Source organism: Myxococcus dinghuensis, from assembly GCF_024198235.1.
Classification (GTDB): Bacteria; Myxococcota; Myxococcia; order Myxococcales; family Myxococcaceae; genus Myxococcus; species Myxococcus dinghuensis.
On the sequence record NZ_JAKCFB010000004.1, the window covers coordinates 25,286 to 45,967 of the forward strand.

At 68.2% G+C, this 20,682-nt stretch carries 17 protein-coding genes; 12 read left to right on the forward strand and 5 right to left on the reverse strand.

Translation table 11 applies throughout. The annotated features are described in order from the left end of the window. Nucleotides 1-276 precede the first annotated feature (276 nt). The 5 genes from LZ198_RS07160 (at nucleotide 277) to LZ198_RS07180 (ending at nucleotide 7,956) form a co-directional block, all read left to right on the forward strand. Entirely contained in the window at nucleotides 277-2,979 is a 2,703-nt protein-coding gene (locus tag LZ198_RS07160; protein ID WP_253971133.1) for a hypothetical protein, read from the forward strand. 173 nt (nucleotides 2,980-3,152) lie between these two features. Further along, the gene (locus tag LZ198_RS07165) at nucleotides 3,153-4,157 is read left to right on the forward strand and encodes a serine/threonine-protein kinase (RefSeq protein ID WP_253971134.1); all 1,005 of its coding nucleotides are present in this window, start codon (nucleotides 3,153-3,155) and stop codon (nucleotides 4,155-4,157) included. Between the two features lie 63 nt (nucleotides 4,158-4,220). Then, entirely contained in the window at nucleotides 4,221-5,561 is a 1,341-nt protein-coding gene (locus LZ198_RS07170) for a sigma 54-interacting transcriptional regulator (protein ID WP_253971135.1), read from the forward strand. 24 nt (nucleotides 5,562-5,585) lie between these two features. Next, nucleotides 5,586-7,064, forward strand: a complete 1,479-nt coding sequence (locus tag LZ198_RS07175) for a serine/threonine protein kinase (protein ID WP_253971136.1) — start codon at nucleotides 5,586-5,588, stop codon at nucleotides 7,062-7,064. A gap of 55 nt (nucleotides 7,065-7,119) precedes the next feature. Next, a complete protein-coding gene (locus LZ198_RS07180) occupies nucleotides 7,120-7,956 on the forward strand; it encodes a PEGA domain-containing protein (RefSeq protein WP_253971137.1) in 837 nt (278 codons plus the stop codon). 1,114 nt (nucleotides 7,957-9,070) lie between these two features. Here the strand turns inward: LZ198_RS07180 and LZ198_RS07185 are convergent. After that, complete coding sequence (locus LZ198_RS07185) at nucleotides 9,071-10,162, reverse strand: glutathione S-transferase family protein (RefSeq protein ID WP_253971138.1); 1,092 nt, start codon at nucleotides 10,160-10,162, stop codon at nucleotides 9,071-9,073. 229 nt (nucleotides 10,163-10,391) lie between these two features. On the opposite strand from LZ198_RS07185, the gene LZ198_RS07190 reads away from it, so the two are divergent. After that, the gene (locus LZ198_RS07190; protein WP_253971139.1) at nucleotides 10,392-11,009 is read left to right on the forward strand and encodes a DUF2239 family protein; all 618 of its coding nucleotides are present in this window, start codon (nucleotides 10,392-10,394) and stop codon (nucleotides 11,007-11,009) included. Beyond that, nucleotides 10,957-12,354 carry a carotenoid oxygenase family protein gene (locus LZ198_RS07195; protein ID WP_253971140.1) on the forward strand — a complete coding sequence of 466 codons (1,398 nt, stop codon included), beginning with the start codon at nucleotides 10,957-10,959 and terminating at the stop codon, nucleotides 12,352-12,354. The genes LZ198_RS07190 and LZ198_RS07195 overlap by 53 nt, the downstream gene beginning before the upstream one ends. Nucleotides 12,355-12,518: 164 nt before the next feature. Here LZ198_RS07195 and LZ198_RS07200 read toward each other — a convergent pair whose 3' ends face one another. Next, nucleotides 12,519-12,926 (reverse strand): MarR family winged helix-turn-helix transcriptional regulator, encoded by a 408-nt coding sequence (locus LZ198_RS07200; protein ID WP_253971141.1) that lies wholly within the window; start codon nucleotides 12,924-12,926, stop codon nucleotides 12,519-12,521. Nucleotides 12,927-13,018: 92 nt separating this feature from the next. Here LZ198_RS07200 and LZ198_RS07205 point away from each other — a divergent pair, with 92 nt between their 5' ends. After that, nucleotides 13,019-14,104, forward strand: a complete 1,086-nt coding sequence (locus LZ198_RS07205) for an aldo/keto reductase (protein WP_253971142.1) — start codon at nucleotides 13,019-13,021, stop codon at nucleotides 14,102-14,104. 241 nt (nucleotides 14,105-14,345) lie between these two features. Here the strand turns inward: LZ198_RS07205 and LZ198_RS07210 are convergent, their stop codons facing one another. Continuing rightward, nucleotides 14,346-15,488, reverse strand: a complete 1,143-nt coding sequence (locus tag LZ198_RS07210; RefSeq protein WP_253971143.1) for a hypothetical protein — start codon at nucleotides 15,486-15,488, stop codon at nucleotides 14,346-14,348. A 524-nt stretch (nucleotides 15,489-16,012) separates the two neighbouring features. On the opposite strand from LZ198_RS07210, the gene LZ198_RS07215 reads away from it, so the two are divergent. The 4 genes from LZ198_RS07215 (at nucleotide 16,013) to LZ198_RS07230 (ending at nucleotide 19,222) form a co-directional block, all read left to right on the forward strand. Further along, entirely contained in the window at nucleotides 16,013-16,186 is a 174-nt protein-coding gene (locus tag LZ198_RS07215) for a hypothetical protein (protein ID WP_253971144.1), read from the forward strand. A gap of 30 nt (nucleotides 16,187-16,216) precedes the next feature. After that, on the forward strand, nucleotides 16,217-16,882 hold the full coding sequence (locus LZ198_RS07220; protein WP_253971145.1) for a hypothetical protein: 666 nt from the start codon (nucleotides 16,217-16,219) through the stop codon (nucleotides 16,880-16,882). Between the two features lie 44 nt (nucleotides 16,883-16,926). Next, complete coding sequence (locus LZ198_RS07225; RefSeq protein WP_253971146.1) at nucleotides 16,927-17,217, forward strand: hypothetical protein; 291 nt, start codon at nucleotides 16,927-16,929, stop codon at nucleotides 17,215-17,217. 397 nt (nucleotides 17,218-17,614) lie between these two features. Beyond that, nucleotides 17,615-19,222 (forward strand): zinc metalloprotease, encoded by a 1,608-nt coding sequence (locus tag LZ198_RS07230; RefSeq protein ID WP_253971147.1) that lies wholly within the window; start codon nucleotides 17,615-17,617, stop codon nucleotides 19,220-19,222. 10 nt (nucleotides 19,223-19,232) lie between these two features. On the opposite strand, the gene LZ198_RS07235 is transcribed toward LZ198_RS07230, so the two are convergent. After that, a complete protein-coding gene (locus LZ198_RS07235; protein WP_253971148.1) occupies nucleotides 19,233-20,168 on the reverse strand; it encodes an alpha/beta fold hydrolase in 936 nt (311 codons plus the stop codon). Between the two features lie 7 nt (nucleotides 20,169-20,175). Continuing rightward, the gene (locus LZ198_RS07240; protein ID WP_253971149.1) at nucleotides 20,176-20,541 is read right to left on the reverse strand and encodes a MerR family transcriptional regulator; all 366 of its coding nucleotides are present in this window, start codon (nucleotides 20,539-20,541) and stop codon (nucleotides 20,176-20,178) included. Nucleotides 20,542-20,682 lie beyond the last annotated feature (141 nt).

Sequence of the window (20,682 nt, forward strand, 5' to 3'; positions counted from 1 at the left end):
TCGAGCACCATTCAAGAGGTCTCGGGAACTGTTGGCAGTAGACGGAATCGAGCCCGAAGAGCCCCCCAGGATTCGCGCCGACGTCGGGAGTCGACCGGTCGCGGCCCAGCGTCCCGCCCGTCCGCATCGCAGTCTGGAGCCATCAAGTTCCACGCCTGTTGTAGGCCACGGACTACAGGGCCTCGCAGGCATCTCTTGCCATTTCGCACGTTTGCGACGGGCCCGGACCTTGCTTCTGAGGCGGCCAGAGTCTTCCAAGCCTCCAGGAGCCCCTTCATGAGCGTTGGACCCGCGAGTGGCAGTCGGAGCAACGGCATCAGCGAGCAGGACGCAGCAGCACGGCGCGCCGCCGAGGAGGCCCGGCGCGCGGCGGCTGAAGCCGCTCGCCGGGCCGCGGAAGCTGCTCGCCAGGCGGCCGAGGCCCAGGCGCGGCAGGCCGCGGAGGTCGCTCGCAAGTCCAACACGGCCTTCGAGTGCATGCCGCGCCGCGAGCAGTTCGACGAACGCCTGGGTGCCGAGGCTCCGGCCACGTCGCTGCTCACGGAGGACACGCAGGACGGCCAGAAGAACTGCCTGGACGTCGCCGCCGACTGGGCCAACAGGGCCACGCCGGAGCTGCGCGCGAAGTCGGAGATGGTCTTCCTCGACGACACTCGCGCCGGCAAGGAGGGCGAATCCGGACACGTCGTCATCCGGCAGGGCGAGAAGATCCTCGACCCGACGACGAACAAGTCCTACGAGTCGATGGACGACTTCAAGAAGGCCCAGCCGCACTACCAGGAGGCCGGTAGCGTCTCCGCCCGCCACATCAAGGACATCTTCGACACGAAGCCCGGCTCGCCCGAACGGGCCGCCGCGTTGACCAAGGCGAAGGTCTCCCCCGAACTGCAGAAGATGATGGTCGCGGATGGCCCACAGAAGACCTCCGCGGAGCAGGCCGCGCAGGACTACGACAAGGTCATCACGCGCCGCCCGAGCAACAGCGAGCCCAACAGCCTCTTCACAGAGTTGGTGAAGCAGAAGCGGACCGACCCCGAGTACCTCGCCCAGCTCGTCAAGTCCGCGAAGGAGGACGGCATCCTCGAGGAGCTCGTCGACCCGCGCCTCTCCAAGAGCGGCAATCCCCTCGACAGCAGCATCTTCGATGCGAACGACAAGGGCGAATACAGCTCCAAGAACCCGGGAGCGGGCGAACTCCGAAACGACGTCTTGACCGCGCTCGACGCCGCGAAGGCCAAGGGAATCATCACCGACCAGGAGATCGGCGCCCTCGCCCAGAAGAGCGGGCCGTGGAAGAGCATCGCCCACGAGATGCAACCCGGCTGGGCGGGCCCCCGGGTCGCCGGGACCGAGATCCGCGGCGCCCAGGCTCGGTACGACGAAGCGAACGCGAAGGCCAACGACAAGAACATGGAGCTGCAGAAGCTCCTCGCAGGCATGGGGCCGGCGCTCACCCCCAAGCAGCAACAGAAGTTCATCTCGAAGTTCATGAACGAGCCGGACAACAAGAAGATCTTCGCCGCCCAGGCGCAGGCCGCGAAGAACCTGGCCGAGACCGTCGAGAAACACAAAGAAGGCATCCTGAAGAGCGCCGCCACCAATCCCAGTGGCGCGAAGGACCTCTACACCGCGCTCAAGACCATCGCCAACTCGGGCGCCGCCAAGACCGCCATCGACCTCGCCATCGCGATAAAGAAGAACCCAGACACCCGAGCGGCCTTCGAGGGATTCAAGGACTTCGACAAGGAGGTCATGGAACCCGCCATCGCCGGGGGGATGGCCCAATACCTCGCGGAGAACCCCAAGGACCCTCAGGGCGCCATCGAGGACTACAGCCAGAAGCTGGCCGACTACAAGCCCTTCGCGGACAACAACCTCAAGCCCCTCTTCGATCTCCAGGGAGGAATCGCGAAAATCAAACAGGGCTTCGGGGAGCGAGGTGTCCCCGCTGACGAGCGGCTGGGCATCCTCAAGCACCTGACCGAGGAATACGAAGGGAAGGGGGCGCTCGGAAGAGGGCTCTTGAAAGGCGTCCTCGTGGCCTGGAGTGCCGTCAACGGTGGCGAGAAAGCGCTCGACGGCGAGTACGCCGAGATGGCCAAGGAGTTCACGAAGTCAGTGCAGGGAGGCACCGAGCTCTTCGCGGGCGCGACGAAGGCCCTGGTGAACGCGGGTAAACTGACCCAGTACACCAACGCAGCGAAGCACGCAGATTTCGCGGCGAGGTTCGTCCCGGGACTCGGCGTCCTCGCGAACTTCTCCTCGGCCGTGGTCAATCTGGAGAAGACCTTCGATGGCAATCCAGGCAATGCCCTGGCGTTCTGCGGCGACCTCATGGGAATGGTCGGGAGCGCCATCGAAGCGGTCCCGGCGCTCGGCGCGCTCGGGGCTGGCATCAACGGAGCTGGCGGCGTCATCAACGTGGTTGGTGAATGGGCGGGGAACAAGATCGACGGGGACAAGGAGAAGAAGCTCGCCGCCGCCGAGGAGAAGAAATTCAACGACCACCGCGCGAAGCTCCTGCACGAGGCCGTCGGGGATCCCGAACTGGAGCGCGTCCTCCTCGCCAGCGATGGCACGGTGGCCGAGAAGCTGACCCAGGACCTGAAGCTGGACATCGAGGACGTCCAGGAGCTCGCCAAGGCCTATCCCGACTTCATGCCCGAAGGAAACACCAGCCTGCTCGATGGCCTGCAGAAGTCCGCAGAGCAGACCCATATGAAGCCCAGCGAACTCCTCGGATTCCTCAACGCCATCGGCAAAGGCACGCCAGAGCCAAGCCTGGCGCTGCGCACCGTTCTCGACCACTTCAAGTTGGGCGACCCGCTCTCGATGAGCAGGCTGAAGAGCAAGGAGGACCTGCTCAACGCATTGAGGAGTGAAGTTCGCAAGTTCGACTACGACCCCAACTACAAGAACCGCGTCCCCAGCGAGAGACAGGGCTACGAGAACGCCATCAGGTTCCTCGAGAAGCACTGACCTCTCCCCCGGATGAATCCGCAGAGCAAAATCCAGCACCCTCCACGTTCAGCACACTTTTCCTGGACTCCCGGGTTATGCTGCGGAGGTGGCGAAGCATCGACAAAGACCAGACACATGCGTGGTGAGCCCTCGGGACCGCCGCGTACGTGCATGGTGGAAGGCCCGGCGCCATGGCGCACGCGGCTGACCTCGGGATGCTCGGCCGCTACCGGCTGCGCGCGCTTCTGGCGCGTGGCGGGATGGCGGAGCTCTTCCTGGCGGACCTCCCCGGGCCCGAGGGCTTCGAGAAGCCAGTGGCCATCAAGCGGATGCTTCCACAACTCGCCACCCAGGAGACCTACCGGCAGATGTTCGCCCAGGAGGCTCGGCTCATGGCCACCTTCGGGCACGGGCACGTCGTCTCCGCCCTGGACTACGGCGTGGAACAGGGCAACCCCTACCTGGTGCTCGAATACGTCGACGGCGCGGACCTGGAGCACGTCCTGGGAGACGGCCGCGTGCTGCCACCCCCGTTGGCGCGATACGTGGGGCTGTGCCTGCTCCGCGCCCTGGAGCACGTCCATGGCCTGCGCGACCCTCAGGGAGAGCCGCTGGGCATCGTCCACCGGGACATCAGCCCGGCCAATGTCCTGCTCGGGCGCACCGGCGACGTGAAGCTGGCGGACTTCGGCATCGCCAAGGGGCTGCGGACGCCCTCTCGCACCGCGCCCGGCAGCACGCGCGGACGGCTCCGGTACATGTCCCCCGAGCAGGTCCAGGGCGGTCCGCTGGATGGTCGGGCGGACCTCTTCTCGCTCGCGGTGCTCCTATACGAGGCACTGGTGGGACGGGGGCCGTACTCCGCCAAGACGGATGCCCAGTTGCTGCTCGCCGTCCGCGAATCACGGCTGGCACCGCCGGACGACCTGCTGCGCGCGGCGGGCCCCACCCTTGCCGAGGTGCTGCTCCGCGCTCTGCGCCCCCATCCCGCGGAGCGCTATGCCTCGGCGAACGAGATGGCGCGAGCGCTGGCGGCGGTGTGCGGCGGAGACGAGGCCCAACAACCCTGGTGCGTGGCGGAGGTGGTGGCGCGGACGCTCGCCGCGGACGCCACGGCGCCCGAAGTGGCGCGACAGGCCGCGGGCCGCAGCCCCTTCTCGGCCGTCCTGCTCGAGGTGAGCAAAGAAGAGACATGAAGGGGCGGGCCTGCTTGGAGGCCGAGCAGACATCACGCAATGACACGGAGTCGAGGGCACGCCATGTCAGACGAGACCGAGGTCATCTCCACCCTGGACCTGACAGGTGGACTCTCCGTCCGGAGGGCGAAACTCCAGGTCTCCTCCGGGCCGGAGCAGGGAGAGGAGGTGACGTCCTCGGCGGAGAAGCTGACCATCGGCAGCGCCCAGGGCAACGACCTGGTGCTCGGTGACGCCACCGTCTCCCGCTTCCATGCCGAGTTGGTCCGGGAGCCCGGCGGATATCGGCTCAGGGACCTGGGCAGCACCAACGGCACGCGGGTGGACCACGTCCGCATCGCGGACGCCCACGTGGTGGATGGCTCCACGCTGGCCTTCGGCAACACGTCCGTGCGCTTCACCTTGGTGGCGGAACAAGACGTGGTGCCGCTGCATCCGGAGCCGCGCTTCGGCAAGCTCGTCGGGGAAGGCGTCGCGATGCGGTCCTTGTTCGCGCGGCTCGCGCGCCTGGCTGTCACCGACGCCACCATCCTCATCGAGGGTGAGAGCGGCACGGGCAAGGAGCTGGTGGCCGAGGCGCTCCATCAACAGAGCCCGCGCGGCTCCGGCCCCTTCGTGGTGGTCGACTGCGGCTCCATCCCCTCGGAGCTGGTGGAGAGCGAGCTGTTCGGTCACGAGAAGGGCTCCTTCACCGGCGCCGTCCAGGAGCGCCGAGGCGCCTTCGAAGCCGCGCATGGAGGAACGCTCTTCCTCGACGAGATTGGAGAGCTACCGTTGGCCATGCAGCCGCGTCTGCTGCGGGCGCTGGAGCGCCGGCAGATCAAGCGCGTGGGCGCGGACACCTTCCGCCCCGTGGACGTTCGGTTCGTCGCCGCCACGCACCGGGACCTGCGCGCCGCCGTCAATCGGGGGGCATTCCGAGAGGACCTGTATTTCCGCCTCGCCGTGGGCATGGTCCGCGTCCCCCCGCTGCGCTCCCACCTGGAGGACCTGTCGCTGTTGCTTCGGCACCTGTGGGAGGAGACCTTCCGCACGCTCGGGCTGCCCGCTCGCCCCTACATCGCGCCAGGCGCGGACACGCTGCACCAGCTCATGGCGCTTCCCTGGAGAGGCAACGTGCGCGAGCTGCGCAACTTCGTGGAGCGCAGCGTGGCCATGTCCGGCGCCCTGGACGCGGCGTTCGTCCAGGGCGCGACATCGTCACACATCGCGCCGGGCCAGCCCTCGGTGCGTGTGGACCTGTCGTACAAGGACGCGAAGGAGGCGTGGCTGGATTTCTTCGAGGAGACCTACCTGCGCCAGCGCCTGAACGCCGCGGGAGGCAACGTGAGCCAGATGGCTCGCGAGGCCAGGGTGGACCGCGCCCACGTCATCAAGCTCCTGCGCAAGCACGCGGTGCGCTGACCCACCTGAGAGGGACTCCGAACGATGGTCGCCCCCACGACGATGCCCAGGTGCCCCAGGTGCCAGAGCGAGTACGGCGAGGGTGTCGTCTACTGCGCCCTGGACGGCGTGCCCCTGCTCCCCATGGTGCTCGAGGGGCGCTACCGTCTCCTTTCCCAGTTGGGTGAGGGCGGTATGGGGGTCGTCTACCTGGGCGAGCATCTCGGGCTCGGCAAGCGGGTGGCGGTGAAGGTGCTGCGCGGCGAGCTGTCTCGCGACGAGACCTTCCGCCAGCGCTTCGAGCAGGAAGCCGTCGCCGCCAGCCAGATTGGCCACGAGCACATCGTCGACGTGACGGACCTGGGCCGCGCCCCGAGCGGCGAACTCTACTACGTGATGGAGTTGCTGACGGGTCAGAGCCTGGGCTCGCTGCTCCGTCACGAGCACCGCCTTCCGCTCGGGCGGGCCGTCCACATCCTCGCCCAGGTGTGTCGCGCGCTGGAGGCCGCGCACTCGCGGGGAATCATCCACCGCGACGTGACGCCGCAGAACGTGATGGTGCTCTCGCGCGAGGGACGGCCGGACTTCGTCAAGGTGGTGGACTTCGGGCTCTCCAAGCTGAGCGGCCGACAGGGGAAGAAGCTCACGGAGACCGGTGCCATCCTGGGCACGGCGGACTACGTCGCCCCCGAGCAGGTCAAGGGGGACGCCGTGGACACGTACACGGATGTCTATGCCTTGGGCGTGCTCACGTACGAGCTGCTCACGGGCACCCCGCCCTTCCAGGCGGAGAACACCTTCGCCACCATGCTCCTGCACCTGGAGGCGCCGGTGGAGCCTCCGAGCCGGCGCAGCCCCGAGTCGGGCCTGCCGACCGCGGTGGACGCACTGGTGCTGCAGGCGCTCGCGAAGGAGCCCCACGAGCGACCCACGATGGCCCATTACCGCGCGGAGCTGGAGGCACTCGTCCCGAGCGCGCAGAAGCACGCGTCCGCGAGGGCGCGGGTCACGCCCTCAGCCCCCACGCCCGCCCCGCGGCCCGTCCACCCTCGCGCCCCGCCCAAACGAGGCACGGCACCCAAGCGGTGGCGATGGGCTGCGACGGGGGGAGCACTGGCCGCGGTTGGTGTCGCGATGGGATGGCTGGCCCATCGAGCGCCGCCACCAGCGGCCCAGGTGACGGCCGCCGCGCCCCACGTGGAACCTCCAGCTCCCTCGCCCGGTCCGGCCCCTCTGCGTCCAGAGGAGCAGCCTCGCGTCTTGGTCGTCTCCAATCCTCCGGGCGCCATGGTGAGCGTCGGAGGCCGCGTTCTCGGAAGAACGCCGTTGGAGCTGGACGCGGTGGACGGTGGGGGCCCTTGGCGATTCGAGCTGGATGGCCACTCGCCCGCCACCGTGGAACGCCTACCCCCGAGCGGACGCCTTGACGTGTCACTGAAGAAGTTGCCTGTCGCGCCCGCCTCCAGTCCCCCCGCATCCAGGATGAAGAGGGTACGGGAGCTCAAGCCCAACCCCTTCGATTGAGCAGACGATGCCCCTCCTCCCCAGAACCGCATCCCTGTTTCTCCTCGTGTTGTCGTTGGCCCTGACAGGCACCGAGGCTCTCGCGGCCGATGCCTCGGCCCGAGCGGCGGCACGTCGTGCCTTCGAGCGTGGCAGCCAGCTCTATCAACAGGCCCGCTATGCCGAGGCGGCGGCCGCCTTCGAGGAAGCGCACAGCCGGCTCCCCACCGGGGTGATCCTCTACAACCTCGGTCAGTGCTACGAGAAGCTGGGGGACCTGGAGAAGGCGCTCGCGTCCTATCGCGAGTACCTGAGGCTCGAGCCCAGGGCCAAGGACCGGGAGGGTGTCCAGCAGCGCATCGCGGACCTCGACACCCGATTCGAGGCCATGCGCCAACCGCTGGTCTCGGTGACCAGCGAGCCCGCGGGGGCCCAGGTGCGCCTGGATGGCCAGGACCGAGGCCAGACGCCCTGGAGCGCGCCCATCGAGGCCGGCAAGCACGCACTCGAGCTGAGTCTCCCGAACCATCAGCCGGTGAAGCGCGACCTGACGGTGCGCGCGGGTGAACCCATCCAGTTGCAACTGGTCCTCCTCCCTGTCGCTCCAGTGGTGGAGGCTCCGCAATCCACCCCCGTCCCCGTCATCGAGGAGGAAGCGCCAACTCGTGGCCGCACCTGGACCTGGGTCGCCGCGGGCGCCGCGGGAGTCGCGGCGGCGGGAGCGGTGACGCTCGGAATCATGGCTCGCTCCGACTCTCGGGAGTTGACCACCCGCATGCACGAGCGGACCGAGGTCAACCGGCTGCGGGATTCGGCGAGCAACAAGTCGCGGACGTCCAACATCCTCTATGGCGTGGCGGGCGTGGCGGGAGCCGCGAGCGTCACCCTCTTCTTCGTCGAGGGGAGCTTCTGACATGCGAATGACCTGGATGCTGTTGGGAGTCCTCTGGTTGGGCTGCTCCGTTCAGCTCACGGGGGTGCCGTGCCTGAATGACTTCCATTGCACGGAGACCGAGCACTGCGGGGATGCCGGAGCATGTGAGCAGGGCGCGCGAACGGAACAGATGTTGGTCGAGTCCTGTCTGTTGGCAGCACGGCAAATCGCGGTCCGGGCGGGAGAGTGCCTCCATGGCCCCGCCGAGACCTTCGAGTCGGTCATCTTCCCAGACACCGCATGCACGTCCATCGCGAGGAGTGTATTGGCCGGGAGACAGACATTCCTGCTCGACAAGCTCGACGGATGTGTAGCCGCCATGCGTGAGCGCTCCTGCGAGGAACTGGAGGACCTCGTGAAACTGACTCCATGGACGCTGCTGGAAGGTTGCCAGGCATTCACCGCACAGGTCGAGACAGGCGGGACATGCGCCAGTACCGCCGACTGCTCGGACGGCTGGTGCGATTCCTCAACCGGCTGTCCTGGTGTCTGCCGACCGTACGTCCCTCTCGGTCAGTCCTGCAACAATCAGAATCGATGCGCCCCAGGCTCGTCCTGCTTTCCCCGTGAAACCTGCACTCCTGCTGTCACGAAGGGGGGCTCTTGCATCAACGCGGGACAGTGCGCGTCGGGCTCCAACCTCACTTGTTCCGGATTGAGGTGCATCGAGCGCAAGACCGATGGCCCATGTAGCGGCAATACAGAGTGTTTGCCTGGATATCGATGTGTCAAGACTGAGACATCCGACCACGAGTGCCGGCCTGCGAAGGCACCAGGCGAGCCGTGTGATCCGACCGCAGGTGAATGCTCCGAACTCGCCTTCTGCTCCCGGGAGACCAACACCTGTCGTCCCTATCCCAGACAAGGTGAGCCGTGTGGACCATGGCCTGACGTACCAGGCGGGTACCTCTTCTGCCTAGACAACGTCTGTGGCATCGGGGCCTCTATCCTATGCAATACCCCCTTCTATCCTGCCGGAAAGGATTGTCTGAGAAATCTGGATTGCGGCCCCGCTGGCGCGTGCATCAATCTCAAGTGCGTCACTCAGTGGTGCCCCTGAACAGCGCAATGAGACCGGCGCCACCTGCCTCGGCTACGCCGGCCTCACGCCGAGGCCGGCGCGGACCAGGCGCGGCGGGTCCTCGAACTCGATGAACGCTCGTCCCCCGAGCGCATCCAGCCACTCGTCCACGGCCGCACGGCGCTCCGAATCGAGCGATGCGTAGTAGTCACGCGCTCGCTGCAACATCCAGAGGCTGTAGGGGCAAACGATGCGCTTGCCCACCTGGCCTTCCAACGAGAACGCGTGCGTGCCGAGCGCCCGTGGCAAGGGCTCACCGGGATGCGCCTCCATCCATCGACGGACCCGCCGAGACGTGTCCGTGAGCACGGGGAGCTGCTCGAGGAACATCCTGCGCAAGATGGGTGTCAGCGTATTCGGCAGCTCGTCACCGGGGAGGAACGCGCCGGCCAGGGGCACGGGGTTCCGCATCCGTTCGACCCAGCGCGCGACCGATGGCGCCACACGGCGCATGTGTTCGCCGCTCTTCGGGTCTCGATATTGGTGGGCATACAGCGGCCCCATCAGCCCGAAATCGCCCATCGAGGGGCGAGCTCCAAGCAAGAACGGCATGCACTCGAAATGCGCGGACAGCTCGGCGAGCAGTTTCTCGTAGGAGGACTCCACCGCGACGTGCATGTGCGGCTCCGCCCCCAGCAGCACTGCCGCGCTGGCGAAGCGCTCGGCGATACGGGCGCCGGCCTCCAGTTGCTGCTCGGGGGAGGTATTCGGGACATTCACCGCGCCGAACTCCCGGATGACCCAGTCTCGATTGTGATGCCAGCGATAGTGCATGGCCGGAATCACCAGCCACTCGTCGCCATAGGTCTCCAACAGCAGGGCGGCCAGCCGCTGACGCGGCGTGGACGGATAGACCGAAGGGCCGCCATGGCGTGCCTCGAGTGCGTCGATGATCTCCGTGCTGTCCTGCAGGCAGTCATCCTCCGGCGTCACCACCACGGGGATGACGGGGAAACCGACCCTGGGAAGGATGACCTCCTTGAACACCTTCGCGTCGGCCAGGACCTCCTCGAACGGGAGGTTCTTCCACCGCAGGTACGCTCGCACCTTGCCAGTGAAGTAGCTGATCTCCGCGCCATAGAGCCTGTAGCTCGTTCCCCGCATGTGGCCTCCAGGTTCACGGCAATCCTGCCTCGAACGTCCGCTGACTTGCCCGGAGGCGGCCCCCTGGACCGCACCGGCTCATCGGGACCTCGAATCACCCCCCTCCGCTGTGCTGGCGGACCAGACACCACACGAGCGGTCAACCCTATTTTTACCCGGATGATATTGATTCGTCATTTTCACCCGGATAGAAATAGCGCCGTCCTGATTACTTCCCTAGGCCCACTCGATGCCCCCTTCCAGACAACCGCTCGCCTCCTACACGGCCTTCGATGGCCACCGGCGCCTCGCATCGGGTCCGCTCGCGCAGGTCGCCCTCGCGGTCAAACGCGTCACCGACAACGGGACGGCGAGCACGGTCGTGGTCTTCGATGACATGACGGGCAGGTCGATCGACATCAACGTACGCGGCACGGTCGCCGAGGTCCGCGCGCGCTTCGCCCCTCCGCCGGGCGACGTCGCAGGCTCCTCGGGCGCGGAGGAACCTCGCGGCCGTGGCCGCCCGAAGCTCGGCGTCGTGGCGCGCGAGGTCACCCTGCTGCCGCGCCACTGGGAGTGGCTCGCCGCGCAGCCGGGCGGCGCCTCGGTCGCGTTGCGCAAGCTCGTCGAGGAAGCGCGGCGCACCCACGCGGCGGATGACCGGCGTCGCGACGCCCAGACACGTGCCTTTCACTTCATGTCGGCGATCGCGGGCGACCTCCCTGGCTTCGAGGAGGCCACCCGCGCGCTGTTCGCGAACGACCTGGCGCGCATGGCCGGACTGATCGCCGGCTGGCCGGAAGACGTCCGCGACCATGCGCTCGCGCTCGCTCGCGGCGACCTTCCGGCGCCGACCGAAGACCGTTGACGGAGACAACATCGTGACTGCATTCGATTTGAACCGCGGCGCACTTGCGCCGGTCCCCGACGAGGTCGACCTCGTCGAACTCCCCTCCACCGGAGCCATCCCGCGCGAACTCGCCGGCACGCTGCTACGCAACGGACCGAACCCGCTGCGCGGTCGCTTCGACGGCAACGACGTGCTGTCGTGGTGGCCCGAAGCGGCGATGCTGCACGCCATCGCGTTCGCGGACGGCCGCGCGACCCGCTACCGGAACCGCTGGGCTCGCACGCGCCGCTGGGCCGACGTCCACGCGCCCGCCCAGGCGCCTCATCTGCCCGATACCAATCCGAACGTGAACGTCCTCCTCCACGCCGGCGAACTGCTGGCGCTGGCGGAGGGTGGCGCACCGTTCGCCATCACCCCCGAGCTCGATTCACTCGGGTCTCCCCTCCGGCACGCGGGGTTCGGCGGAGGGATGACCGCGCACCCCAAGGTCGACCCGCTGACGGGCGAACTCATCGCGTTTCGCGCGGACTGGCGCGCGCCGTGGCTGCGCTACGGCGTCGCGGACGCGCAGGGAGTGCAGCGCGTCGACATCGCCGTCGACGTGCCAGCCCCATCGATGATGCACGACCTCGCCATCACCGCGACCCACAGCCTGCTGCTCGACCTGAACGTCGGATACGACTTCTCCATGCTGAAGCAGGGTCACCGGATGCCGCTGCGCTGGCACGACGACCGGCAGGCGCGTATCGGCGTGATTCCGCGACATGGCGGCGATGTACGCTGGTTCGGCATCACCCCGTGCTTCATCCAGCACGTCGTGAACGCGTATGACCGCGACGAAGCATGCATCGTGCTCGATGTGGTCCGCTATCCCTGGTACCTGCGGCTCGACGCGAACACGGGCAGGTTCGCCGAGAACCCCGTTGGCGTGTTGTGGCGCTATGTGATCGACACGGCGACTGGCCGGGTCGACGAAGGCCCCCTCGCCGACGGCGGAATCGAGATGCCGCGAATCAACGAGCGCCAGACGGGTCGCGACTACCGCTACCTGTACGCGGTGGAGCAGCCGACCAACGCCGAGATGCGCGGCGTGGTCCGGTTCGACCACGAGCGCCGTGTGACGACGCGCTACGAAGTGCCGACGGACGACCAGAACAGCGAGCCGGTGTTCGTTCCCCGCCCGGGCGGTATCGACGAGGACGACGGCTGGCTGCTCGTGATGGTCTACCGGGCGGCGAAGGACACCAGCGACCTCGTGATTCTCGATGCACGCGCAATCCAGGCGGGGCCCGTCGCGACCGTTCACCTGCCGCGTCGGGTGCCGGCCGGGTTCCACGGCGCGTGGGTGCCAGGGGCGCGCTGAGCGACGCACGCGTCACGCCGCGCGGCCTCCATCCGCGCGGCGCGCATCACCCCGGCGCCGCCCGTGACGCGCCCCATTACCGGCGGCAGCACGAAGCGGAATGACGGGGCCACGAAGGGTCGTCCGACGGTCCGCCCCTCACCGCTCCAGCAGGACGGGAGGGGTCAAAGCATCTTTTCGAGCAGCGCCCGCAGCTCCGCCTGCTGCGCGGCGCTCAGGCGCCCGAGCCTCTCGCCGAACGCCTCCGAGAGCATCGTGGTGCCCTGCTGCATCACCTTGCGGCCAGCCGAGGTCAGCTGCAGCCGGTGCCGCCGCAGGTCCGCGGTGTCAATTTCACGGCGCAGGAAGCCCGCGGCCTCCAACCGCTTCACGTACAGCGTCACCGAGGGCTTGGGCAGGGAGAGGGCCGCCGCCAGCTCGGCCGGGTACGGGTGCTCGTCCACCTCCGCCAGGACGAACAGCTCCTTCGTCTCGAGCCCCAACGCGGTGATGTCGGTGGCGACACTGGAGATCACCGACATCAACAGCCGGTGGTTGAGCGACCAGATCTTCGCCGGGTCGATTTTCGCCATGGAACCTTGCGTGGAAATTGGTTCAAGATTAACCAAGTTCCAGATTGAACTAATTCGTCGTCCTCACAATGTAGCACCCCTTGGAGCCCACCATGCCTCTCGACCACTACGTGACGCTCGGCCGTTCCGGACTGCGCGTGAGCCCGCTGTGCCTCGGCGCCATGACTTTCGGTGAAGACCTCGGATGGGGGTCGAGCGTCGAGGAGTCCCAGCAGATCATCGACCGGTACGTCGCGCTCGGCGGCAACTTCATCGACACCGCGAACTTCTACACGAAGAGCCACTCCGAGAAGATCATCGGCGACCACGTGGGGCGCCACCCCTCGCGCCGGGACAGGCTCGTCATCGCGACGAAGTTCAGCGGCAACCTCTATCCGGGGGACCCGAACGGCGGCGGCTCGGGCCGCAAGTCCATCGTCGCGGCCTGCGAGAACTCGCTCCGCCGCCTGCAGACGGACTACATCGACCTCTACTGGCTGCACAACTGGGACGTCCACACGCCCATCGAGGAGACGATGGCCGCGCTGGAGGACCTCGTGCGGGCCGGCAAGGTGCGCTACCTCGGCGTCTCGGACACGCCCGCGTGGAAGATCGCCCAGGCGAACGTGATGGCGCACTTCCGCGGGTGGTCCTCCTTCATCGGGCTGCAGATCGAATACTCCCTGCTCGAGCGCAGCGTCGAGCAGGAGCTCGTGCCCATGGCCCTCGAGCTCGGGCTCGGCATCACCCCGTGGTCGCCCCTCAAGAGCGGAGCGCTCAGCGGCAAGTACACCCGCGCGAACGCCGGGCAGCAGAAGGGCGACCGGGGCATGTTCCTCGAGCCGTTCCTGAACGAGAAGACCTACGCCCTCATCGACGCCCTCGCGGCCATCGCCCGTGAGCAGGACAGCACCGTGGCGCGCGTGGCCCTGGCCTGGGTCCATGCCCAGCCGGGCGTGAGCTCCATCATCATCGGCGCACGGCGGCTGTCACAGCTGGAGGACAACGTGGGCGCGCTCGACGTGAAGCTGACCCCCGCCCAGCTCGACCGCCTCGGCGCGCTCACCCAGCCGGCCTTCGGGTTCCCGCAGAACATGCAGCCCATGTTCCCCGCCATCCACAATGGAGGCACGACGGTGAACGGCGTCTCCGCCCCCGCCTCCTCGTTCGGGCTGGTGAAGGGCGACAAGCCTTACTGAAGCCTCCGAGCCGGGGACACGAGCGCGGTGAGCTCCTGACGGGTCCGACTCCAGGACCCGCCGGAGCGTCACCCCGGGCGCGGCGACGGCCCGACAGCCTGGAGCCTGGCCACCGCGCAGTCGCGCTCGTCCGCAGCGGGCGTATCCCCCCACCGTGACGGATGGGGAACGCCGCGTTCCGAGCGCTCCACTTCCAGAGCCGAGGGCGGCGGCGCTCGAAGCCGCCGCCCCGAGGCACGTCTCAGGACTGGTGGAAGACCTTGGAGAAGAAGTTCTCCACGCGGGACTTCTCCGGGGCGAGCGCCACCGAGGGGGCCGCCACGCCCAGGCCGGCGGCGGCGGCGGGACGCAGACCGGACGCGATGCCCGGCTTGATGTGGTGACGCAGGTCGACGGCCACGTCCGTCTTCAGGTGGGTGCCCACGCCCGCGGCGGCGTTGACGTCCGCGGACTGCTTGAGGAAGCCATTCTCCAGGCCGACCTTGCCACCCGCCTGGGCCGCGGCGCCCGCGACCGCACCCGCGGTCACCGAGCCGTGCAGCCGGCCCACGTGCCCGCCCGCCGTGGCGTACGCGCCCGCCGTCGCGGCGGCGCCCACCTGGCCGGAGACCATCGCCGTGGCCGTCTTCGGGTCCAGGCTGGCCACGCCCTCCGCGTAGGCGGTGGCGGAGGCCTTGGCCTCGCCCTTGACGTATCCGCCCACGTGACGGTTGAAGTCGTGGCTCGCGCTCGCCGTGACGCCCACGCCCGTCTCCGCCTTGGCCGTCAGCGCGGCCGTGTACGCGTGCTCGTTCCGGTCGAGCGACACGCCGGCCTGGGCCTGCGCCTTGAGGGTATTGGCCTCGGCGGTGACCTGACCGCTCGTCACCCCCAGCCGCCCCGCGTGCGTCTTCTGCAGCCCGAAGGCGGCGTGGGGACCGTTCAGCTCGGCCTGCGCCGAGTAGTGGTGCACGCCGTCGCCGCTGTAGCGCGTGGTGGAGGCCTGCATGGAGCCCACGTTCCCGCTCAGCGTGCCGCCACCGAAGGTGTCCTTCTGGAAGGGACGGCCCGGCTTGTCGACGAGCAGGTCCTGCCGGGCCGCCGCAGGCGCCGTGAGCTTGTTGTCACCGCCGCTCACCATCACGTCCGAAGCCGCGCCCGTGGTCTTCTCCCAGGGGCTGTAGGAGGGCCCACCCTCGGGCATGCCCGCGTGCTTCGGCGGACGCGCCTCCGTGGCCGCGGGCGCGCTCGCGGCGGGCCGCGTCGCCGCCGGCTTGACGGTCGACGTGGAGGGCGCCGAGGCCGGGAGGGTGTTGGCGCGCGCCGGCGGCTTGGGCTGCGACAGCGAGGGGGACGGCAGGGTCGCGGAGCGGGACAGCGTCTTGCCAATGCGGGGGGCGGCCATGGTGGACTCCTCGATGAAGTGCGGCGGGGGTCGGTCCAGCGATGTCCTGTCCGATTGCACCCGACATGCCATGCCCATGTCGCCAGAAGTGGCCGCGCGCCCCTCCTGATTCCGAGGGGTTGGCGAACGGAGCCGTGCGGCGGCCCCCCCCGCCCCTGATGACTGCCGTCATCAAGGGGGTGACAGCCGTCATCCCCTGCCTCGCGCTGGCCGCGCGCCGCCAAGAGGGCTCCTCCTCCAGCTTTCTGCCGCCCCAGGAGCCCCCTGGCCTGGGTCCAGTTCCTGCGACGAGCCCCCGGACAGCGGCCGCCTGGTCCATCGCGCGAAACGAAGCCAGCGTGCCCCCTGCCCACCACCCTTCACTTCGCACCCGTGATTGCCATTCCAGAGTCAGAGAATCCGTTCATCCTTCGGAGGCACTTCGCTCGCGCGGGCGCGCTGTCACGATGCACATGACACACGATGAAAGGAGACGAGAGCGTCCCGCGCACCAGGCATCGTCCTGGCTCGTGGTTGGAGTACGCATGGTGACGCAGGCGACCGAGAAAGGCCTGGCGCGCCTCGAGGCCTTCGTCGAGACGAAGGAAGACACGTCCGTCGAGCACTCCGCGCCCGTGAGCGTCGAGCACCTCCGGGACCTCTTGGCCCACCTGGGCGCCACCATCGACGACTTCACCGAGACCTCCGAGGAGGTCTAGACCTCCTCTTCGTCCCTGGGGGACCGAACGATGGCGAAACGGGAACAAGCGCTCGGCGAGAAGCAGATCTTGGGAATCACCCTCGGGGGGATGGTGCTGGCGGCCGTGATTCCCCTCACCTACCTGGCGTTGACGCCTCGGCTCGCGCCCCCCGCGGAACCGGGCGACATCCCCAGCCCGACGCTCGCGAAGGTGCTCAACGAGAGCATCGACAAGGCCGTGGTGGACCAGTCCCCGGAGAAGTGGCCGGGATTGATTCCAGAGGCGGAGGCCAACTCGCGACTGTTCCTGCGCGAGTTGGCCCAGGTGGTGGCCCGCTGCAGCAAGGGACGACTGGAACCCAATCAGAAATACAACCGGATGACGTACTTCCTGGTCCGGGCGGATGGCACTCGCCCCGAACCCATCACCTCTCGGAGGGGGTGCGGCGAGGACTCCCTCATCTTCCGACTCACGTTCAAGGACGGGCGCATCACCGAGGCCTTCACCGACGGACGCGAGCGACAATACGCCGTGGACCACGTGAGGACCCTGGTCCACGTGCGGGAGTTCGGCGACCACCTCATCTCCGCGGACAAGCAGCTCCACCCCGAACGCTACTTCCGCGCGCCTCCCCCCCGCCTCTTCCACGGGATGTCTCGAAGGACTGGGAATGAGCACCACGCCCGCTCCTGCCCTTCCAGACAAAACTGCTAAAATGGGAATGTCGTGCAACCCATGAGCAGTCCCTGGAGGCATGAATGCAAGCTGGAAGGCTCGTCAGCGGTGCGTTGCTTGCGGTGGGGGTGATGCTGGTTGGCTGCGGTGGCCCCTTGGAGGGCGACCCCGGGACGGACGACCTGATGTCGCGAGAGGACCCGGTTCCCGACTGTTCGCTGAGTTCGGCCGGGACCATCTACTACTCCACCGCGGCGCGCACGGCGATCGTGGGCTACCGGGGCTGTGGGTGCGGCGCCTGGACGAGCTGGGGTCAAACGACGGCCTACACCACCTCCACGACCCTGTGCGTCGCGGGCCCCAATCCCGACTGAGCCAGACGCGAGGCGCTTGAAGGACGGCCCGCCCCGAGGAAGCCCTGGGGCGGGTCCCCTGGGACGACGAATCGGCGCCCGGGGTCCACCGGGCCGCGCGAAGCCGCTCCACCGCGGGCTCGGACCAGGCGGTGGTGCGGTATCGCCGTGGCCAGGTGTCCCTCCACCGGCGCGAGGCGCGCGGAAGCCAGCCGCGCCACCTCGCGGAGCGGGACGCCATCGCCATCCCCTCACAATTCATGTAAATCAAAAATAGCCGCTATTCCTAGATACGCCTCCACTGGCGACGCAACCGGGATGTCTCCAGCCAGCGGTCCCGCATGTCCCAGGGTTCCGGCGGCGCTCCACTGCACATGGTGTGCGGTGGCACGCGGCCTCGGGCCGCGCGAGGGGAAGCATGCAGAAGCCGTTCATGACCGCCGTCATGTTGTGTGGAGCGCTGGTGTCGGGATGTCAGGGAGTCGAGGGGCCCCAACCGCCCCAGGAGCCCCCCGGGGACTCCCGCGCGGAGGCCCCCGTTGCATCCACCACGCGGACGCTCGTCTCTCCGGAGCTCGAGGCGGCCCTCACCTGCGTCGAGACGTACGTCAACGCGGGGACGTGTGACTGGACGCATTGGAGCGAGCTGTGGGAGACGTGCCGGACCTACGAGCATCAGGAGCTCGAGGACGGTGTCTTCATCGAGGCGGTCCAGTCCGGCGATTGCACGGCGGACAATTGGACCGCGCTGCGGGAACGACTCCTCGAACCCACCACTCCGCGAGTGCGCGTGCGCGCAGCCTGTGACGGGGATGCCCCGGTGATTCAGGAGACGACGTCCAACGGCTGTTACCCGGTCGAGCAGGGCACGGGCGCCTCCTTCGTCGACGTGCCCGTCGGCAAGGTCGTGACGCTCAGCGCGGACGAGAACTGTACCGGCGACTCCGTCACCGTCGACACGGACACGAGCCTCTGCGAGACGGTGTTCGAGAGCGGCGCGAGCGCCAACGGGCAGGTGCGCTCACTGCGCATCGAGGATGTCGAGGCGCCGCCCTCTCCGTACCGCTACGAATGCACCCCCGACGAGCCGACGTGCGTCCAGAACTACAACGGCGATCTGGGGGCCATCAACAAGAAGAACACCGTCAAGGTCGTCCGCGTCACCCTCGCCGGGAGGACCACGGCCACCACGCTGGCTGAAATGCGGAACAGCATGCGCAAGCTGTCCGACTTCTTCACCGTCGCGTCTCGCAATCAACTCAGCCTCGAAATCGTCGATTCGAGGACCGTCGCGGTGACGAGCACCGGCTGCAATGCGGCGAAGAGGCAGGCTCGACAGAGGGCGGGCGCGAACGCGTTCGTGACGGTGTTCGCGCTCCCCAGGGGCTTGTGCGGCAACTCGGGCTCTGGCTCGCACAATGCCTACCTCTTGGGAAACCTGTTCCGGGACTACGCACACGAGGTCGGGCATGTCCTCGGCCTCCAGGAGGCCACCACGCGAGACCCAGATACCGGCATCGTCACCGGTCGCACCGACTCGAGCTCGTTCATGAGCATCTATTCGGCGGACAACTACAACCTCCCCCAACTCCACTGGCTGGGTTGGACGAAGAAGGAGGAGATCGTCAAGGTCAACTCCGCCCTCGACGCGAACGGCTTCGTCGACGTCACCCTCCGCCCGGTGGGTGACAACGCCGAAAGCACGAGCAACCTCCCCCTGGGCGCCGTCTGGGAGATGCCCGGGACCAACAACCGGCTGTTCGTCGCCGTGCCGAAGTCGCGCATCAACAACACGAACGGCATCGAGGGCGGCACGGTGTTCGTGTACCGCGCGCCCAAGTGCGAGGGCTGCACGGGGATGATCATGGGCACGGCGGTGCATGCGCGGTTCGACGCCAGGTCCAAGAACGAGCACAAGGCGCTCGGCATCTTCTTCAAGCCCGTGGACTTCAAGAGCACCTTCATCCAGGAGGACGGGAAGCGCATCGAGGTGTTCTCCTCGGTCACGGTGCGCATCCGGAAATAGCGGCGGGCCGTCACCGCATCCCGTCCAGGAGCGCGACGAGCGCCTCGGGCCGGGATGCGAACGGCGAGTGCGACGTCGCCAGGGCTTCGACGGTGAAGGGATTGCCGGGCGTGAAGGCGTCGGCCTCGCGAATCATCAACGACTGGAGCGCCGGGGCCAGGGCGCGGTCCTCGGTACAGCGGATGTAGCTGCGAGGAATGCGCCCCCAGCGCTCCTGGGTCGCGCCCACCTTGGAGGTCCAGAGCGACAGGGGCAGGTCCGGCGTCAGGGACAGCGCGAAGGGGAGGAAGTCCGCCCACGGCACGTCCTGGTAGTACGCCGCGCGCAAGGCCTCCAGATACGCGAGCCCCCCGCGCGGGTTGATGCGCACCGCGCCCAGCCTTCCCGGGTCACCGACGAACAACCCCTCCCCATGGCCGGTGCGCGCCTCGGGCAACGCGCCGTAGGCGCTGGCGCTCCCCAGCCGCAGCGGGCAGAACGCGCCCAGGTACACGAGACGCCCGATGTGCTGAGGGGCCAGCTCCCCCGCCCGCGTGATGACCGTGCCGCCCGCGCTGTGTCCCACGAGGATGGGCTTCATCCCGTCCGAGGCCCGCCGCAGGGACTCCAGCGCGGTGACCACGGCGGTGGCGCAATCCTCCAACGTGAGGTCCGCCAGCGGTGAGCGCTCCTCCCGGAGGCCCGCCTCATCCCCCGTCACGTAGGACGAGGGGAAGCGCGCCTGGAGGCCGTGCCCAGGAAGGTCGAGGGCGACCACCCGGTGGCCTCGCGCGGAGAGGGATTCGGAGACGCGGGACCAGTGGAGGGCGTTGTGCCACGCACCATGTACCAGGAGGAAGGTGCGGCGAGGCCGCGGACCGCGCTCGGAGGTCTTGGCGACGGAGCCACGCAGTGGGAGCAGGCCCGCCCCGACGAGAGCCCCCTTCAGCCAGTCACGACGCTTCATGACGTCCTCACTCGACCACCTCCCGGGAGGCGTCCCCGGACGCGATGGCCCGGGCGAGCCGCTCCCTGCGCCCCGCGAGCTCCAGGAGTTGCGCGTCGAACTCCGCCAATCGCTTCCGGTGGAGCGCGAGCGCCTGCGGGCAGATGGCGCGCTTGACGTCGCGGAGCATGCACCGCGGAAACGTGGCGATATCCACCAGGGAGAAGCCCAGGCGGATGAAGTGGGCCACCTGCCGCACCCGTCGCTCCGCCTCTTCGTCGAAGTCCCGGTAGCCATTCGCGCGCCGATGGGAGGCGAGCAACCCCTCCTTCTCGTAGTGGCGGATGGAGCGCGCACTGCAGCCCGTGCGCCGGGCGAGTTCTCCGATGTTCATCCTGTCCTCCACGAACGGACGCTAGTCCCTGACACCAGTGTCAAGGTCAAGGCCCGCCCCCCACTGTCGCCGCCCCCGGAGCGGAGGAGGGATGGAGGTCATCCTCGACACGGCGCGGTGCGCGATTGACGGCTCCCCAGC

Coding starts and splice junctions, on each gene's coding strand:
- LZ198_RS07170 (WP_253971135.1), top strand. CDS start 4,221: ATGTCAGACGAGACCGAGGTCATCTCCACCCTGGACCTGACAGGTGGA.
- LZ198_RS07195 (WP_253971140.1), top strand. CDS start 10,957: ATGCGCTCGCGCTCGCTCGCGGCGACCTTCCGGCGCCGACCGAAGACC.
- LZ198_RS07200 (WP_253971141.1), bottom strand. CDS start 12,926: ATGGCGAAAATCGACCCGGCGAAGATCTGGTCGCTCAACCACCGGCTG.
- LZ198_RS07205 (WP_253971142.1), top strand. CDS start 13,019: ATGCCTCTCGACCACTACGTGACGCTCGGCCGTTCCGGACTGCGCGTG.
- LZ198_RS07220 (WP_253971145.1), top strand. CDS start 16,217: ATGGCGAAACGGGAACAAGCGCTCGGCGAGAAGCAGATCTTGGGAATC.
- LZ198_RS07160 (WP_253971133.1), top strand. CDS start 277: ATGAGCGTTGGACCCGCGAGTGGCAGTCGGAGCAACGGCATCAGCGAG.
- LZ198_RS07235 (WP_253971148.1), bottom strand. CDS start 20,168: ATGAAGCGTCGTGACTGGCTGAAGGGGGCTCTCGTCGGGGCGGGCCTG.
- LZ198_RS07240 (WP_253971149.1), bottom strand. CDS start 20,541: ATGAACATCGGAGAACTCGCCCGGCGCACGGGCTGCAGTGCGCGCTCC.
- LZ198_RS07175 (WP_253971136.1), top strand. CDS start 5,586: ATGGTCGCCCCCACGACGATGCCCAGGTGCCCCAGGTGCCAGAGCGAG.
- LZ198_RS07165 (WP_253971134.1), top strand. CDS start 3,153: ATGGCGCACGCGGCTGACCTCGGGATGCTCGGCCGCTACCGGCTGCGC.
- LZ198_RS07230 (WP_253971147.1), top strand. CDS start 17,615: ATGCAGAAGCCGTTCATGACCGCCGTCATGTTGTGTGGAGCGCTGGTG.
- LZ198_RS07210 (WP_253971143.1), bottom strand. CDS start 15,488: ATGGCCGCCCCCCGCATTGGCAAGACGCTGTCCCGCTCCGCGACCCTG.
- LZ198_RS07190 (WP_253971139.1), top strand. CDS start 10,392: ATGCCCCCTTCCAGACAACCGCTCGCCTCCTACACGGCCTTCGATGGC.
- LZ198_RS07185 (WP_253971138.1), bottom strand. CDS start 10,162: ATGCGGGGAACGAGCTACAGGCTCTATGGCGCGGAGATCAGCTACTTC.
- LZ198_RS07225 (WP_253971146.1), top strand. CDS start 16,927: ATGCAAGCTGGAAGGCTCGTCAGCGGTGCGTTGCTTGCGGTGGGGGTG.
- LZ198_RS07215 (WP_253971144.1), top strand. CDS start 16,013: ATGGTGACGCAGGCGACCGAGAAAGGCCTGGCGCGCCTCGAGGCCTTC.